Origin of the sequence: Nostoc sp. (assembly GCF_036918015.1) — a bacterium.
Taxonomy (GTDB): Bacteria; Cyanobacteriota; Cyanobacteriia; order Cyanobacteriales; family Nostocaceae; genus Nostoc.
The window spans coordinates 305887-320350 of record NZ_JBALEO010000098.1; the positions used below are offsets into that span (position 1 = coordinate 305887).

Here is a 14464-nt window from a genome sequence, read left to right on the forward strand (position 1 = left end):
TTATGGTTTATTTATTTGTTAATAATGCGTTTGTAAACTCAAGATAACAACTTACCATAGAGTAGTCTAAAAATTCAAAAGTTTCATCCTCAAAATAACCTCATTTTTGTGAACTTAGCTTGAAAATTGCTTCAACGATTTTCAGTTTAGACGAATATTTTTAAGCAGCCATATGAGTAAATTAGAAATTATGGTTCGTCCCAAATCCGCCCCGGAACAAGCTCGAATTAAAAGAGGAATTAGTAGTACAAAATTATTTTACTTAACTGCTCTCAGACCCCGCCAGTGGACTAAGAACTTGGTTGTTTTTGCCGCACCCTTGTTTGCTTTTAATTTAACTTGGCAATCAATTCTTGGGTGTTTATTGGGGTTTGTTTTGTTCTGCTGTGCTTCTAGTGGCTTCTATCTAATCAATGACATAGCAGATGTCGAATCAGATCGCCAACATCCTATCAAATGCAAACGCCCGATCGCAGCCGGATTAATTAGTATTCCGGCTGCGGTAGCCATATCAATGGTTCTGCTGGGAGCCGCGCTGAGTATCAGCTGGCTACGATCGCCTGCTTTGGGAATCACTCTCACTGGTTATGTGTTCTTGCAAATTGCCTATAACTTGAAGCTGAAGCGCATCCCTATTTTGGACATCGTAGCGATCGCTACAGGATTTGTACTACGAGCCTATGCTGGTTTTGCGGCAACTGAGATGGCCCTATCTGCATGGTTTGTATTATGCACAGCGATGCTGGCTCTGTTTTTAGGGATTGAGAAGCGTAAAGCAGAACTGAGGTTATCTGAAATATGGGGTGGAAAAACTCGCGCTGTTCTTAAATGTTACTCCCTGCCGCTCTTGAGTCGAATGGAGAGTACAGTGACCACTGGTGCATTTATGAGCTATGCCCTTTGGAGTGCTGGACCTATAGTACGCGGTGCAACAACACCTTGGATGATGCTGACAATTCCTTTTGTCTTGTATGGCATTTTCCGTTATCAGATGCTCAGTGATCCAAAAGATATTGTTTCTGGAACCGAAAATGAGTTAGGACAAGGACAACACACCGAGCGACCAGAAGAAGTTTTATTGACAGATATACCAATTCTACTAACTGTTATCAGTTGGGTAATCACGGTCTTCATGATTTTATTGCTTAAACATTATGGACTTATCTAATAAACTTTTTTGAGAGATAAGCTCAATAAATTAAAATACATTTATTGAATTGACTTAAGCAAAGTTTTATTAATCAATTTTGAGAAATTCTTGCCAGTGAGACTTGAAAAGATTATGGGTTTGAGCTTCCAAAACACTGCTTCCGCACTCTGCTACTCAATTATTGATCAGCGTTGTGAACCAGCAAATTCAACATTGACTTTTCATCATAACGAGGTTGTGCGTTTTGTTTTGCAACAACATAGCCGGATGTCTGACTTCCTACAATTGCCCATCGTCGTTCTCACCTTGATTTTTGATATGTGGGGAATCGTTCAGGGAGGCGCTTTATTCCATCGATCGCCCCCTTTAGTTCGGTGGCTTCAAATCCAATCTTGGCGGCGCTCTCCCATTGTTTTTTGTCGAGACTTGATTCGTTTTTATGAAAGTTTAGTTTTATTTAGCTACTACACAAGTACAACCTATATTGTCACTGAGTAAACTGTATGCCTGAGTGTTTGAGTCACAAAGTTATTACCAATCCTCAGCAACACATTCAGTGTGAGATTGCAGTGGTGGGTTCTGGTCCTGGTGGATCAATTACGGCTTGTTTGTTAGCTGAGGCAGGATGTGATGTACTCCTAATTGAAGAAGGTTCTTACCTACCTCTTGAGTCCTGCACTCCTTTTTCCCTGGATGAAATGGTGCAGAAATATCGCAACAGTGGTCTAACCGTTACTATGGGTTCGCCTAAGATACAGTACGCAGAGGGGCAATGTGTAGGAGGGGGGAGTGAGGTCAATAGCGGACTTTACTACCGTACACCAGCAGATATTCTAGAAAAGTGGAGGCGGGAATTTGAAGTAGAAGCCTTAAATCAACAGGATTTACTGCCGCACTTTGAAGTTTGCGAACAGGATGTTAATGTCTGCTATATGCCTGGGAAACCACCAGCAGCTTCCCTCAAGTTACATGAAGGGGCAATTTATCTGGGATGGAAATCAATAGAAGTGCCTCGCTGGTTCCGCTACGAGGAACCCGCCAAGCCTACAGATGTACCTAAGGGAACTAGGCAGTCCATGACAAAAACTTTCATCCCTCGGGCTTTGCAGGCTGGTTGCCAACTCCTTGCCAATACTAAAGTTCAGTCAATTCGCCAGGAGGGGAAAAAATGGCTTGTGAAAGGGTATCACTCTCCCTCAAACTTCCCGTCAGGCTCTTTAGAGATTGAAGCAGAAACTGTTTTTATCGCATGTGGAGCAGTTCACACTCCTGCCCTGCTGCGCCGTAGTGGCATCACTCACAACATTGGTAATTCTTTGCAAATGCACCCCACTGTCAAGGTGATTGCTCAATTCCCAGATCAGTTAAACTCGGCAGATATGGGAGTGCCAGTTCATCAAGTCAAAGAGTTTGCCCCAAAATTTAGCTTTGGCTGCTCCATTAGCTCTGTTCCCTACCTAGCATTGGGGATGAACGACCATCCCCAATACCTCCATGAGGTTAACCAACATTGGCAAGAGATGGCGATTTACTACGCAATGATTACAGGCTCAGGTTGCGGTACAGTCCGCTGTTTGCCTGGATATCGCGATCCGTTAGTTCGCTATCGGATCACGGATGAAGACATGAAAAACCTGTCAGAAGGCTTACAGCAACTATGTTTACTGTTGTTTGAGGCAGGTGCGATCGCCCTTTATCCTAGCATCACCAATGGATCTCGCTTAACTCATTACATGGATCTAAAGCAGTTGCCTGATTCTTTGTCCCGAAAGCTGACCAACCTAATGACCATCCATCTGTTTTCTTCCTGCCCAATGGGTGAAAACAAAACCATTTGTGCGACTGATTCTTTTGGAAAAGTTCATGGATTTAAGAACCTATATGTCGCTGATGCTAGTTTGTTATGCACCGCACCAGGGGTGAATCCCCAAGGTTCAATTATGGCGATCGCTCGCCGGAATGTATTGAAGTTTCTCACAAAGCTGTAGAGATATGAATTTTGGCACAAATATAGTATTGGTGACTGGAGCGCTGGGTTGGTTGGGGATTAGCCTAATCAAAGCTTTAGTTAATGGACTGGCAGATTGTGAGGCTTTGAGTCAGCCCCAAATAAATCTGCAAATTCGCTGCCTGATTCTACCAGGTCAAGATGGTTCAATACTGGAAAAACTTTCAGAACGTCTTGAAATTGTCACTGGAGATTTGCGTAACCCTGAAGATTGCGATCGCTTCTGCCAGGGCGCTAAGGGAGCTATTTTGTTCCATACAGCAGGCATGATTCATCCGAAACGGGTGGCAGAATTTTATCAAGTCAATGTAGATGGCACTAAAAATCTTCTAGAAGCTGCTATTCGCTCAGGAGTTAAACGGGCTGTTGTTGTCTCTTCTAACTCTCCCTGTGGCTGTAATCCTCACCCTGACCATTTATTTGATGAAGAGTCGCCTTACAATCCCTACATGAATTATGGTCGCTCTAAGATGCTGATGGAAGTAGCAGTGAAAGAGCGCCAAAAAGCTAGGCAAATCGAAACTGTTCTGATTCGCGCACCGTGGTTCTATGGGCCAAATCAACCACCTCGACAAACACTTTTCTTTCAAATGATCCGAGATGGGAAAGCTCCAATTGTGGGTGATGGAAAGAATCTGCGATCAATGGCCTATATGGATAATCTCTGTCAGGGATTAATTCTTGCAGCGATCGTTGAAGGGGCAAACGGTCAGATTTATTGGATTGCCGATAAACACCCTTACTCGATGAATGAAATCATTGATACGGTTGAGTATTTATTAGAGTCACAGTTTAACCAAAAATGCGTACATAAACGATTAAAGTTGCCAGATTTTCTCAGTGAAATTGCTTTAATACTTGATGCATTAGTCCAGAAAACTGGATTTTATCACCAGAAAATTCATGTTCTTTCAGAAATGAATAAAACGATTGTTTGCTCTACTTTGAAAGCGCAACGAGAGCTTGGTTATACTCCACAGGTAACTTTAAAAGAAGGGATGCGTCGGAGTTTAAAGTGGGTATTTGAGCAACAATGAGGTATCAAAACTTAATGGTTTCTCACATTGTTGTCACTGAGGGATTAGCTTATGTTGTGGAACCAGGAAGAAGAAAATGTTGTTTGTCTGACTATTTTGAAGCCGTTTTAGACAGACTGCTTAAGACTGTTCCTGCTAATGAATCAATTTTTATATCACCTGGAAATTCTTTTGGCTGTGAGTTCTCTGAGGAGGAGTATGCTGTTCAGTATTTATTAAGTCAGCGACCGAATTTAAATGTATTTGTTCCATCTAATGTCCACGATCGTGCTTATCTGGACACATTTGATAATGCAAGACTTTTACGCATTTGGTTACAAAAACAGGGGCTTTGGCCTCTGGGAGAAGTGACTTTGTACTGCAATGCGCCACATTTATTTCGGAGTTGGTTGCTGTTTCGACTTTGTGGTTTTAACGTACAGCAGACCGTTGGCTGCCGTCCTGAGAAAGTTTCTAGAATAATTATTAGCCGCTTGTGGTTTTATGACTATTTTGTCATTCAGATTTTCTACGAGATGTTCGGAACTTTCTATGATTTGATGAGGTGGTTTTTATGGATGTCATTGAGGAAATAGAAACTTCCTGTTAATTCGATAAAATATTTGATAAATTTTACACTTTTGTTAAACGAATGAGATTGCATTTTTAAGGAGATAGGGATGATTTATCAATTACAGTCTCAAAGCAATATACAGATAGTAGAAGATATATTTAATCTTTTTCCATCTAAAAACATTGGTATAGTTCTATGGATTGTTTCATTAGCTTTAACATTTTTTTATTTAGCGTATAGAATAAAAAAAGAAGAGAATAAAATTGATAACTTATTATCTTTATTAATTCCAAGTATCATTTATATCGGGACTTTTATTAATACTTTTGGAATTCTCGATGAAGTAGCAGTAAACTTAGAACATCCTTATAACCTCTATCACTTCGGAAAATTTTCTATGTCACCAGACATGATGATAGATGGAACTGTAGAAGTTTTATATTATCTTCTCCATACACCTTTTGCAAAATCACAATCTAGTTTAATACTTGGAAATTTTTTAATTTCATTGATTTTTGGATGGTTACATATTTTTGTGATCTGGCAATTAAAATTAACTAGATGCTTTTTAAATAACCTGATTTTACTCTCTTGCTTTTCCTTAAGTTTTCCAATAATCTCAATATTCTCTAGTGGCTTCGGAAATAGTCTATTATCACTTTTGTTCTTAATTTCAATCTATTTTTATTTAAAAAATAAGTTAATATTTTCGCTTTTGGTTTCAGGTTTATTGCCGCTTATTCGTCCAGATGGAATTCTCTGGTCTTTCACTAACATTGCAACTATTACTCTTACTTTAAGAAGAAAAAGAATATTTTACTCTAAAATTCATTACATATTAATAAGTTTACTTCCTTTATTTTCTACACTTATATATCTATTTTTATTTTATAAATTCTATGGTCATTTTATTCCAACACCAATTTTGTTTAAATCATTTAAACTTTCAATGCTGCCAATGTTTAACCAATCTTTGTTTTTAGACAATATCTCAAATTGGCTGGGAGCACCTTTAAATAGTGTTGCATTTTTGGTTTTAGTATTACTTGTATATTTAGGAATTAAGAAGCATAGCTGGCTCGAAAAAAATGAGATAATTAACATTTTAATTACATATACAATGTTTACTAGTTTAATCTTTGTATTCTATAACTTTACAAGAGCTACAATAGGTGACTTTACTGAAGATATTTATTCAAGATATTGGCTTAGTTTTGAAGTGACATTAGTTCTACTGTTATTAGTAACAATTACAAGGTGTAAACCATTAATTAATCTATATATAGAAGAACACTACTTAACAAAGATTCACTTCTTACCTATCTGCCTGATGTTTTTTCTTTTTTTTACATCCCTCCAGCAAGGAATACAGCAAGTAAATCATACTTCCAAATATAGTTTTAATAGAACTGACAATGTATTTGCTGGAGCACTTACAGAAAAAATATTGCCTAATCATTTCTCAATTTCAGCTTCCGAGATCAATACCTTTGGTTTAATGATCGACAGACCTGTTCTTGACCTATGGGGTTATACAAATCGAGATATAGCTAAATCTAAAGTTTGTAATAGCTTTAAAGTAAGAAATAATGAATACTTATTTTTAGAAAAACGTCCTAATATCCATTGGGTTTTTTGGTTTCCCTCAGAGGAATACAGCTTTCATACTGTTGAAGAAAATTTTGCAACTGAGTATGGGTATACGGAAACTGATAAGAAATGGAACATACTTGGCGACATGAATAAGGTTATAATAAACTATGATGTTTTTCTAATACAAACTAATGGAAAAGCAATCTCATACCTCGTCCGTAAAGATAGTAGTGATTTACTAATCAACCATCTCAAAGACAAATTTGAATTCCAGCTTCTCAATTCTAGAGAAATAGATGTAAAGTATTTTAGTTATTTATATAACTCGCAAAAGAAAATTCAATACAACTGTTCCTAGTAGGCTTTCTCAATGACTAAGCATCTTGTAACTGGTGGCTCTGGTTTTTTAGGCAACTTAATTGCTAGACGCCTTTACGAACGTGGTGAATCAGTAAAAATTCTGGATATTTGGGAAGACCCAACCCGTCCTAGAGAAATTGAGTTTATTTACTGTGATATCCGCGATCGCTATGGTGTGGCAGCAGCTATGCGCGATGTAGATGTTGTGCATCACAATGTGGCTCTCGTTCCCTTAACAAAGTCAGGTAGTAAATTTTGGGAAGTTAATGTTGAAGGCAGTCGGATTGCGGCTGAAGAAGCCGTAAAAGCTGGAGTACAGAGTTTCATCCACATGAGTTCCAGTGCCATCTTTGGAGTGCCTAAGACTTGCCCAATTACTAATCAAACCCTAACCAACCCAATAGAAATTTATGGTAAGGGAAAGCTGGCTGGCGAATTAGCTGTACGTAAGATTTGTGAAAGAGCCAATCTTCCACTGATTGTGATTCGTCCGCGTACAATTCTTGGCGAAGGAAGACTGGGCATTTTTCAGATTTTATTTGAATGGATTCAGGAGGGCAGAAACGTCTACGTTATTGGCAGTGGTAATGTTCAATTCCAATTTGTCCATGCTCTCGACCTGATGGATGCTTATATGTTGGCCTTAGATCGAGGCAAACCTGGAATTTACAATGTCGGCACAAATCGCGACAGTACACTCCGCCAAGGTTTAGAGAATCTGATTGAATATGCAGGCACTGACTCAAAGGTTAAAAGTTTGCCAGCGTGGCTAACGATTAGTACCCTCAGAGTCCTGGATTGGCTTGGTCTAAGTCCTTTGGCTCCCTGGCATTATCTAACCTATCATAAGGCATTCCACTTTGATGTCACTCCCCTACTGGAGTTGGGGTGGAAACCTAAATACTCTAACGCTGAAATGTTCCGCGAAAGCTATGACTGGTTTAGGCAAAATTATGACCAGCTTGCGGCAGAGAAAGCAGGTTCAGCTCATCGTCGTCCAGTGAAAGAAAAGCTATTGTGGGTTGTCAAGCAATTTTCCTAATCAGGTTTGATTGATATGAACTTTACTTTGAGTGCATGGGGTTTAGTCTTCATTGCTGGCATTAATACCTGTATTGGAAATTTGCTCCTCAAACGATCTCGCCTCGAAGCCCCAGATCCCGGCTTACTGTCATTGCTCTTTTCCCCTTGGTTGATTGCTGGGTTAGTGTTCTATGGCATCAACGTCGTACTATTCGCCAAAGCATTAGATAAATTGCCAGTTTCAGCAGCCTATCCTGTCTTAGCGGGAATGGGATTTGCTTTGATTACCATTACTGGGAATTATTTCTTTGGGGAACGCCTTGGGCTTAACCAATACGTTGGGCTAGGGGTAATTCTAGCTGGAATCATTATCATGTCCAGCTCCTGATAGGAAAAAAGATATGGAAAAGGTCAGTCATTCTTGTCTATGTGTGGTTCCAAAAATGGTCTGCCTACTTTCAGTAGACCGAAAAGTTTTCCAGAAGCCTTACCAGTCCTTAATTTCCGCTTGGATATACCAGGAGCCGAAATCAGCTTTTAATCTGCGTTTCAAGAACTTTCGTTCTGGGTGGACTTCAGAGCGATCGCAACTGGCTATGATTGCCAGTTTCAAAACCGACGGCTGCAACCCTTATTATTTCGTCAACTTCCAAAAGTTTTCGATCTACTGACTTTCAGTAGACCTAAAAGTTCTGCGATCGCTAAAAAATAGTAGTGTATGATACCATTTTTAGAGGAATGGACAAAAGGTGTTCATCTGCGATAAATGATAAGATGGGCTTATTGATTAGCGACAAAAATCAACCAAAATTACCCAGATGGTAAACAAATTTCGCAGGCTACCCCATAGTTGCGGTCTACTGTACCAGAACAATCTTGTGGTGCGAGAGCTACCCTTACCTTTGTATCCAAATCATTAGTTATATTTATGTAATATTTGTCAACGCTTTTTCCAAAAACTGTATCATAAATTACAGCTTTTCAGACAACAATTAGGTTTCCACGTATTCATCACAGAGCAATCACAGAACTAACTTTTCGGTCTACTGACTTTAGCAAAGTTTCTATAGCAATTGGAGTTGAGTTAAAATCTCTCATCCCATAACGGCGAGTTGACCTGGAAAATGTCAAAATTAAATGAGTTTTGCGTAGGCGCAAGCAACTTGTCGCCAGACATCGCCACTTGACATAGCGCGGATTTGAGATAACTAAGTTGGAATTTATGGGCAAGCAACGTGTTCTTTCTGGAATTCAACCAACCGGCAATTACCATCTAGGTAACTACTTGGGAGCCATTCGCAACTGGGTAGAAGGTCAGAGCGAATACGAAAATTACCTTTTTGTGGCTGATTTGCACGCGATTACAGTGCCACACAAACCAACACAGTTGGCATCTGATACCTACACCCTTGTTGCTCTCTATTTAGCTTGTGGTCTTGATTTAAATCACTCCACTATCTTTGTACAATCTCACGTTTCGGCCCACAGTGAACTCACTTGGTTGCTCAACTGCATTACACCTCTAAACTGGCTGCAAGATATGATTCAGTTTAAGGAAAAGGCCGTCAAGCAGGGAGAAAATGTGAGTGCAGGCTTATTGGATTACCCTGTGCTGATGGCAGCGGATATTTTGCTTTACCAAGCGGATAAAGTGCCAGTGGGTGAAGACCAAAAGCAACATTTGGAATTGACACGGGATATTGCAGCTCGGTTAAATCACCAATTTGGTAAACCAGATCAACCAGTTCTGAAGTTACCAGACCCTTTGATTCGCAAGGAAGGGGCAAGGATAATGAGTTTGGCGGACGGTACACGCAAAATGTCGAAGTCCGATCCTTCAGAGTTAAGCTGGATAAGTTTGCTAGATTCACCGGAACAGATTCAATACAAAATTAAGCGTTGTAAAACCGATCCGATTCGTGGGCTGACTTTTGACGATCCAGCGCGTCCAGAGTGTAATAATTTGTTAACGCTCTATACATTGCTTGCTGGGAAGAAAAAGGAAGATGTGGCAGTTGAATGTCAGGATATGGGTTGGGGACAATTCAAGCCATTGTTGACAGACACGATAATTGAGTCCCTAAAACCAATCCAAGAAAAATATCACTCGATAACGGCGGATAAAAGCTATTTGGAGTCTGTGTTGCGGGATGGAGGGGAAAAAGCTAGAGCGATCGCAAATCAAACCTTATCACAAGTCAAAGCTGCTTTAGGCTACTCTCTTCCTCTATAAGTTTTCACCTTTAGGTGTGATTTGTTATACCATTTAAGAAATTGAACAGCTTAATGTTATGCATCACACCCACAGCCCCACAGGTTTAAATGACTTTCGCAGAGCTGTACGAGCAGGTGAATTTCTAGTTACCGCCGAGGTAGCGCCGCCAAAGGGGGGAGATCCAGCGCACATGATTCAAATGGCGGCGACTCTTAAGGGGAGAGTTCATGCCGTCAATGTAACTGATGGTAGCCGCGCCGTGTTAAGGATGTCTTCGTTAATGGCGTCGGTGATTTTGTCACAGAATGGTATAGAGCCGATTTGTCAAATTGCTTGCCGCGATCGCAACCGCATCGGTTTACAAGCTGATTTGATGGGCGCTCATGCTTTAGGTATTCGTAATGTTTTAGCTTTGACTGGCGATTCAGTAAAAGCAGGCGATCATCCAGATGCCAAAGCAGTGTTTGACTTAGAAGCTGTGCGACTGCTGCAACTGATTCGGAAGATGAATCAAGGTGTTGATTTTAATGAGAAACCCTTGACTGATGGAGCCTTAGATTTATTTGTTGGTGCAGCAGTAGATCCGCAATGTAAAAGTTGGTCGGGTTTACAAAGTCGATTTGAACGGAAAATAGAAGCTGGAGCGCAGTTTTTTCAAAGTCAGTTGATTACCGATTTTGAGCGACTGGAAAAGTTTATGGATACGATTGCTGCTGGTTATAAAAAACCAATTTTGGCAGGAATTTTTCTGTTGAAGTCAGCAAAAAATGCCCAGTTTATTAATAGATGTGTTCCGGGTGTAGATATTCCCCAACATATTATTGATAGATTGGCAAAAGCCAAAGACCCTTTTGAAGAAGGGATAAAAATTGCTGCCGAGCAAGTGCAGATAGCACGGCAATTATGTCAGGGTGTACACATGATGGCAGTGAAACGAGAAGATGCGATCGCGCCAATTTTAGATTTGGCTGGGATTGCTCCAGTGAATCAGTTGGTATCTATGTAAATTAGAGAATGAATCTTTTCTTAAAGCAGATGGTTATTCCTATCTGCTTTTTTTGTGTTGAAACAGATGCGGTTACACTATTTTTGATAGACTTTCAATATCCAATGTTCCCTTGACTAAATCTAGGTGCAAACTGACAAAATATTTTATAGCTTATTTCAAGCTTTTCCTAGCATATTTTTTGCCATAATTGGCGACACGACTGCCAATGTCAACGCATATCAATTTGTTTCAGTCGAGCTAAAAGAAACTACTTTTAGGATTGATGGGGTATTCATCCCCACAAGTGAAACTACAAACCAACCACTTTACTTTGTTGAAGTTCAGTTTCAATTAGATGCAAATTTTTATAGACGCTTCTTTGCCGAAATCTTCCTTTACTTGCGTCAAAACGAATCAGTCAATTTTTGGCGTGCTGTTGTTATCTATCCGCAACGAAGTTTAGATCCAAACGATCGGCTACCATATCAATTGCTGCTAGACAGTTCACAAGTGCAACGCATTTATCTGGATGAATTAGATACAGGGGAGAACTCACTGCAAGTTGCGATCGTTAAATTAATTATCGAAAGAGAAGAGACAGCCGTTGACAAAGGTAGAGAATTGATTTTACAAGCAAGGCAACAACTGGCAGATGAATCTACCAGCAAGCAAATTGTAGAATTGATAGAGACTATTCTGTTGTACAAATTTACCCGGTTAAGCCGAGAGGAGTTAGCAGAAATGTTGGGTATAGACGACGAATTCAAAAAAACACGGATGTATCAATCAATCAAGGAAGACGGCTTAGAAGAAGGTCGCCAGGAAGGTCGCCAGGAAGGTCGCCAGGAAGGTCGCCAGGAAGCTAAGTTAGAAGCTATTCCCCGATTGTTGGCATTGGGATTGAGTATAGAGCAAGTGGCGGTGGCTCTCGATTTAACGGTGGCGCAAGTACAGCAAGCAGCTCAAAATTAGTCATCTGAATAGTGAGCAGTCCTTGCGTCTAATTTAATTAGCAAGTGCAACGCCGATAGGTACTCCTTTCCTGCGGAACGCTACGCGAACGGAGAAGCAAGCTACGCGCCGCGTCTCGTAGAGAAGCGTTAGCGAGTCCGCGTACTCTGTAAGAGTTGCAAGCTACGCTTTTAGCGTCTCGTAGAGAGCGTCATAGCTTGTTTTAGAGATCGCCTCTTTTTGTTTTAGCTAAACCAGAAGCGATGTCTACAACGGGCTTACGCCTACGAACTTAAAATCTGGGTTACATCTTACCGTGTTGCAGCACTTGTTGTAGATGTTGGCGAATCTCTTGTGCGTGTTCAATATCAGATTGCCGCAATTTTTGGAATAACTCTACACAAGGTTGAGAACCTACTTTTTCTGCATCTTTGATGTAAGTATCGTAAGCTTTAACAGCTTCAGCCTTGTTCTGCAAAACGGTGACAAAATCATACTCCAAGTCGCTAATCGCTGTTTGAGATTGTCCGTTACCTGTATTTGTAACCATTGCTTGAACCTCTTTTAGGATTTCTAATTAACGTTATACTCACCCTTAAAGAGCGATTCATCTTCCAAAAAGAGTATATTTCAATACGTCGGAAGTACTTTGCAAAAATAATTTTCTGATACAGCCTCACACAAAGGAGTGGGGAGTGAAGAAAAAGTATTTTCCCCACTCCCCAGTACAAACGCGATTAATCACGTCTCTCCCACTCCCCATTTTCATAACAATTTATCCAAGCGGTTGATTCTCATCACATTGACGTGAATACTGTAATTCCAACTCGTTTTGGCGTTCTCTACCTCCCCTATACACAACCGGACAAAACTTAGTGTTAGCGCTCATACAATCCATGTGTGGTGTCTTAGCGCATACCACGAGTAGTCCACCCAAAACAAATAACAAACCACAAATTGCAAGCGTATTAACCCAAGAAATTTCCAGCGCTCCGTGAACTACTACCTCGCGCAGTAGAGATACTATTGTTACCTCAACTGCCACTCCCACAGAGATACTATGTTCTTGCAAATAGACCATTAATAGTCGAAATAACTCGACTAAAATCAACACAAATAGTATTTTTGCAGTCACGTGTTTATAGTCTAGTGGCTGCGTGAGGGCGATAGCTATCCCCCACAATTGGATTAGCATGACGGCGAACAAACCCAAACACAAAACAATCACAATTAAGTCTTGAAAGGCTTCCATGTTGCGAACAATTGATTGCCGATCAAGCCAGCGATCGCTAAATAAAAATCGACTTTTCTGGCGCTTTTGCATGTACATTTTTCCAATCGGGACAAGTTCAGACAACACCAGCGAGTCAACCCAATAGTTTTATGTTATGCAATATTAAGTTTTTCTGCCTCAGCGAGGTTGGTAATTTAAATTTTGTGCTTGTTGCAACAATTGCTCGGCATTTTTCGCCCACTGGGGATTTTTTTGAGCATTGTATAAATCTCTAGCAAATTGTAATACTTGTACTGCATCTCCATATTGCTGTAACTGCATAAAAACTAATCCTGCACCATAATAAGCGTTGGGATAGTTAGAGTTAGCTTCGGCTGATTTTCTAAAAGCCTCTAATGCCTCTTGTAATTTACTTTGTTGAAAAAAAATTGAGCCGAGATTGTAGAAAGCTTCTGGATACTTGGGATTAATTTTTAATGCCTGATAAAATGCACTTCTTGCTTGATCGAGTTTACCTTGTTGGAGATAACACATCCCGATGTGGTAAGGAGGTTCTGGTGCGTTTTTGCTATACTGCACAGCTTTTTTAAAAGATGCGATCGCTCCTTCGCAATCTCGTTGCTGTTCTCGTACTAACCCCAAGTTATAGTGGGCAAATCCGAGTTTGGGATCGAGTTCTAAGGCGCGTTGCAAATAATCGTTAGCTAACTTTAAATTATTCCCTTCTAACAACGCTCCGCCTAAATTAGCAAAAGCTGGAGCAAATTTCGGATCGGCTTGCGTCGCTCGATAAAATGCATCCGCAGAGGGTTGTAATTGTCCCGTTTGTCTGAGTGCTAACCCCAGATTATAATACGCTGGTGCTAATGCTGGATCTAGTTTGGTTGCTTGTTTAAAGGCTGCGATCGCATCTTGTACCCTTCCCGCCTGAATTGCTTGTAAACCTTGGTTTAACCAGTCTACGGCAGTTTTAGGATTAGACTGTGCTAGCTTTGAGGCGACAGGAGGAGATAGAGCAAGAGAGGGGGAGGAAATACTCATAATCAGCAAAGTTAAACTTACTAACCCTGCTATGCGATATTTAAAGAATGATAATCTCATTGATTTTCTGACTCGCAACACTTTCAGTTAAATTTACTTGATAAAAAGTTTTTTACAAAAGTTTTTGATTTAGCATAAAAATTTTTGATGCTTAACTTTTCTTAAGCTAAATCTTACGACAGGCTACAATTTTTTTAACTTTCGATTAAAAGGAGCATAATAACAAATTAAAGAAGGGGTAATTTTGACTCCAGAGAACCATTTTTTATCCCTTGATATCTACGGAATAATGCGGTTATGAATGAATTACC

General features: G+C 40.1%; 15 protein-coding genes. 12 read left to right on the plus strand and 3 right to left on the minus strand.

Annotated elements, in window-relative coordinates; all coding sequences use genetic code 11:
* The first annotated feature begins 190 nt into the window (after positions 1–190).
* The 12 genes from V7K61_RS31985 to V7K61_RS32040 all read left to right on the plus strand — a co-directional run bounded on the left by V7K61_RS31985 (position 191) and on the right by V7K61_RS32040 (position 11899).
* Positions 191–1168 (plus strand): decaprenyl-phosphate phosphoribosyltransferase, encoded by a 978-nt coding sequence (locus V7K61_RS31985; RefSeq protein ID WP_335059886.1) that lies wholly within the window; start codon positions 191–193, stop codon positions 1166–1168.
* Between the two features lie 96 nt (positions 1169–1264).
* Positions 1265–1648 carry a hypothetical protein gene (locus V7K61_RS31990; RefSeq protein WP_335059888.1) on the plus strand — a complete coding sequence of 128 codons (384 nt, stop codon included), beginning with the start codon at positions 1265–1267 and terminating at the stop codon, positions 1646–1648.
* Between the two features lie 5 nt (positions 1649–1653).
* Positions 1654–3138, plus strand: coding sequence for a GMC family oxidoreductase (locus V7K61_RS31995; protein WP_335059890.1), 1485 nt, complete (start codon positions 1654–1656; stop codon positions 3136–3138).
* A gap of 4 nt (positions 3139–3142) precedes the next feature.
* Entirely contained in the window at positions 3143–4195 is a 1053-nt protein-coding gene (locus tag V7K61_RS32000) for an NAD-dependent epimerase/dehydratase family protein (protein ID WP_335059892.1), read from the plus strand.
* Entirely contained in the window at positions 4192–4770 is a 579-nt protein-coding gene (locus tag V7K61_RS32005; RefSeq protein ID WP_335059894.1) for a hypothetical protein, read from the plus strand. Before V7K61_RS32000 ends, V7K61_RS32005 begins: the two co-directional genes overlap by 4 nt.
* Before the next feature lie 84 nt (positions 4771–4854).
* On the plus strand, positions 4855–6699 hold the full coding sequence (locus tag V7K61_RS32010; protein ID WP_335059896.1) for a hypothetical protein: 1845 nt from the start codon (positions 4855–4857) through the stop codon (positions 6697–6699).
* A 12-nt stretch (positions 6700–6711) separates the two neighbouring features.
* Positions 6712–7743 (plus strand): NAD-dependent epimerase/dehydratase family protein, encoded by a 1032-nt coding sequence (locus tag V7K61_RS32015; protein ID WP_335059898.1) that lies wholly within the window; start codon positions 6712–6714, stop codon positions 7741–7743.
* Between the two features lie 15 nt (positions 7744–7758).
* Complete coding sequence (locus tag V7K61_RS32020) at positions 7759–8112, plus strand: DMT family transporter (protein WP_335059900.1); 354 nt, start codon at positions 7759–7761, stop codon at positions 8110–8112.
* A gap of 13 nt (positions 8113–8125) precedes the next feature.
* A complete protein-coding gene (locus tag V7K61_RS32025) occupies positions 8126–8395 on the plus strand; it encodes a hypothetical protein (RefSeq protein WP_335059902.1) in 270 nt (89 codons plus the stop codon).
* A 551-nt stretch (positions 8396–8946) separates the two neighbouring features.
* Positions 8947–9957, plus strand: a complete 1011-nt coding sequence (trpS, locus tag V7K61_RS32030; protein ID WP_335059904.1) for a tryptophan--tRNA ligase — start codon at positions 8947–8949, stop codon at positions 9955–9957.
* Between the two features lie 58 nt (positions 9958–10015).
* Positions 10016–10945 (plus strand): methylenetetrahydrofolate reductase, encoded by a 930-nt coding sequence (locus tag V7K61_RS32035; RefSeq protein ID WP_335059906.1) that lies wholly within the window; start codon positions 10016–10018, stop codon positions 10943–10945.
* 126 nt (positions 10946–11071) lie between these two features.
* Positions 11072–11899, plus strand: a complete 828-nt coding sequence (locus tag V7K61_RS32040; RefSeq protein WP_335059908.1) for an Rpn family recombination-promoting nuclease/putative transposase — start codon at positions 11072–11074, stop codon at positions 11897–11899.
* Positions 11900–12182: 283 nt separating this feature from the next.
* Here the strand turns inward: V7K61_RS32040 and V7K61_RS32045 are convergent, their stop codons facing one another.
* The 3 genes from V7K61_RS32045 to V7K61_RS32055 form a co-directional block, all read right to left on the minus strand.
* Positions 12183–12428, minus strand: coding sequence for a hypothetical protein (locus tag V7K61_RS32045; protein WP_335059910.1), 246 nt, complete (start codon positions 12426–12428; stop codon positions 12183–12185).
* Between the two features lie 225 nt (positions 12429–12653).
* Complete coding sequence (locus V7K61_RS32050; protein ID WP_190240812.1) at positions 12654–13208, minus strand: phosphate-starvation-inducible PsiE family protein; 555 nt, start codon at positions 13206–13208, stop codon at positions 12654–12656.
* Between the two features lie 81 nt (positions 13209–13289).
* Positions 13290–14213, minus strand: a complete 924-nt coding sequence (locus V7K61_RS32055; RefSeq protein ID WP_335059912.1) for a tetratricopeptide repeat protein — start codon at positions 14211–14213, stop codon at positions 13290–13292.
* Positions 14214–14464: the final 251 nt, after the last annotated feature.

Bases quoted from the DNA above. Each gene is read 5' to 3' on its own strand.
- V7K61_RS31985 (WP_335059886.1), top strand. From the start codon at position 191: ATGGTTCGTCCCAAATCCGCCCCGGAACAAGCTCGAATTAAAAGAGGA.
- V7K61_RS31995 (WP_335059890.1), top strand. From the start codon at position 1,654: ATGCCTGAGTGTTTGAGTCACAAAGTTATTACCAATCCTCAGCAACAC.
- V7K61_RS32000 (WP_335059892.1), top strand. From the start codon at position 3,143: ATGAATTTTGGCACAAATATAGTATTGGTGACTGGAGCGCTGGGTTGG.
- V7K61_RS32005 (WP_335059894.1), top strand. From the start codon at position 4,192: ATGAGGTATCAAAACTTAATGGTTTCTCACATTGTTGTCACTGAGGGA.
- V7K61_RS32010 (WP_335059896.1), top strand. From the start codon at position 4,855: ATGATTTATCAATTACAGTCTCAAAGCAATATACAGATAGTAGAAGAT.
- V7K61_RS32015 (WP_335059898.1), top strand. From the start codon at position 6,712: ATGACTAAGCATCTTGTAACTGGTGGCTCTGGTTTTTTAGGCAACTTA.
- V7K61_RS32020 (WP_335059900.1), top strand. From the start codon at position 7,759: ATGAACTTTACTTTGAGTGCATGGGGTTTAGTCTTCATTGCTGGCATT.
- V7K61_RS32025 (WP_335059902.1), top strand. From the start codon at position 8,126: ATGGAAAAGGTCAGTCATTCTTGTCTATGTGTGGTTCCAAAAATGGTC.
- trpS (WP_335059904.1), top strand. From the start codon at position 8,947: ATGGGCAAGCAACGTGTTCTTTCTGGAATTCAACCAACCGGCAATTAC.
- V7K61_RS32035 (WP_335059906.1), top strand. From the start codon at position 10,016: ATGCATCACACCCACAGCCCCACAGGTTTAAATGACTTTCGCAGAGCT.
- V7K61_RS32045 (WP_335059910.1), bottom strand. From the start codon at position 12,428: ATGGTTACAAATACAGGTAACGGACAATCTCAAACAGCGATTAGCGAC.
- V7K61_RS32050 (WP_190240812.1), bottom strand. From the start codon at position 13,208: ATGTACATGCAAAAGCGCCAGAAAAGTCGATTTTTATTTAGCGATCGC.
- V7K61_RS32055 (WP_335059912.1), bottom strand. From the start codon at position 14,213: ATGAGATTATCATTCTTTAAATATCGCATAGCAGGGTTAGTAAGTTTA.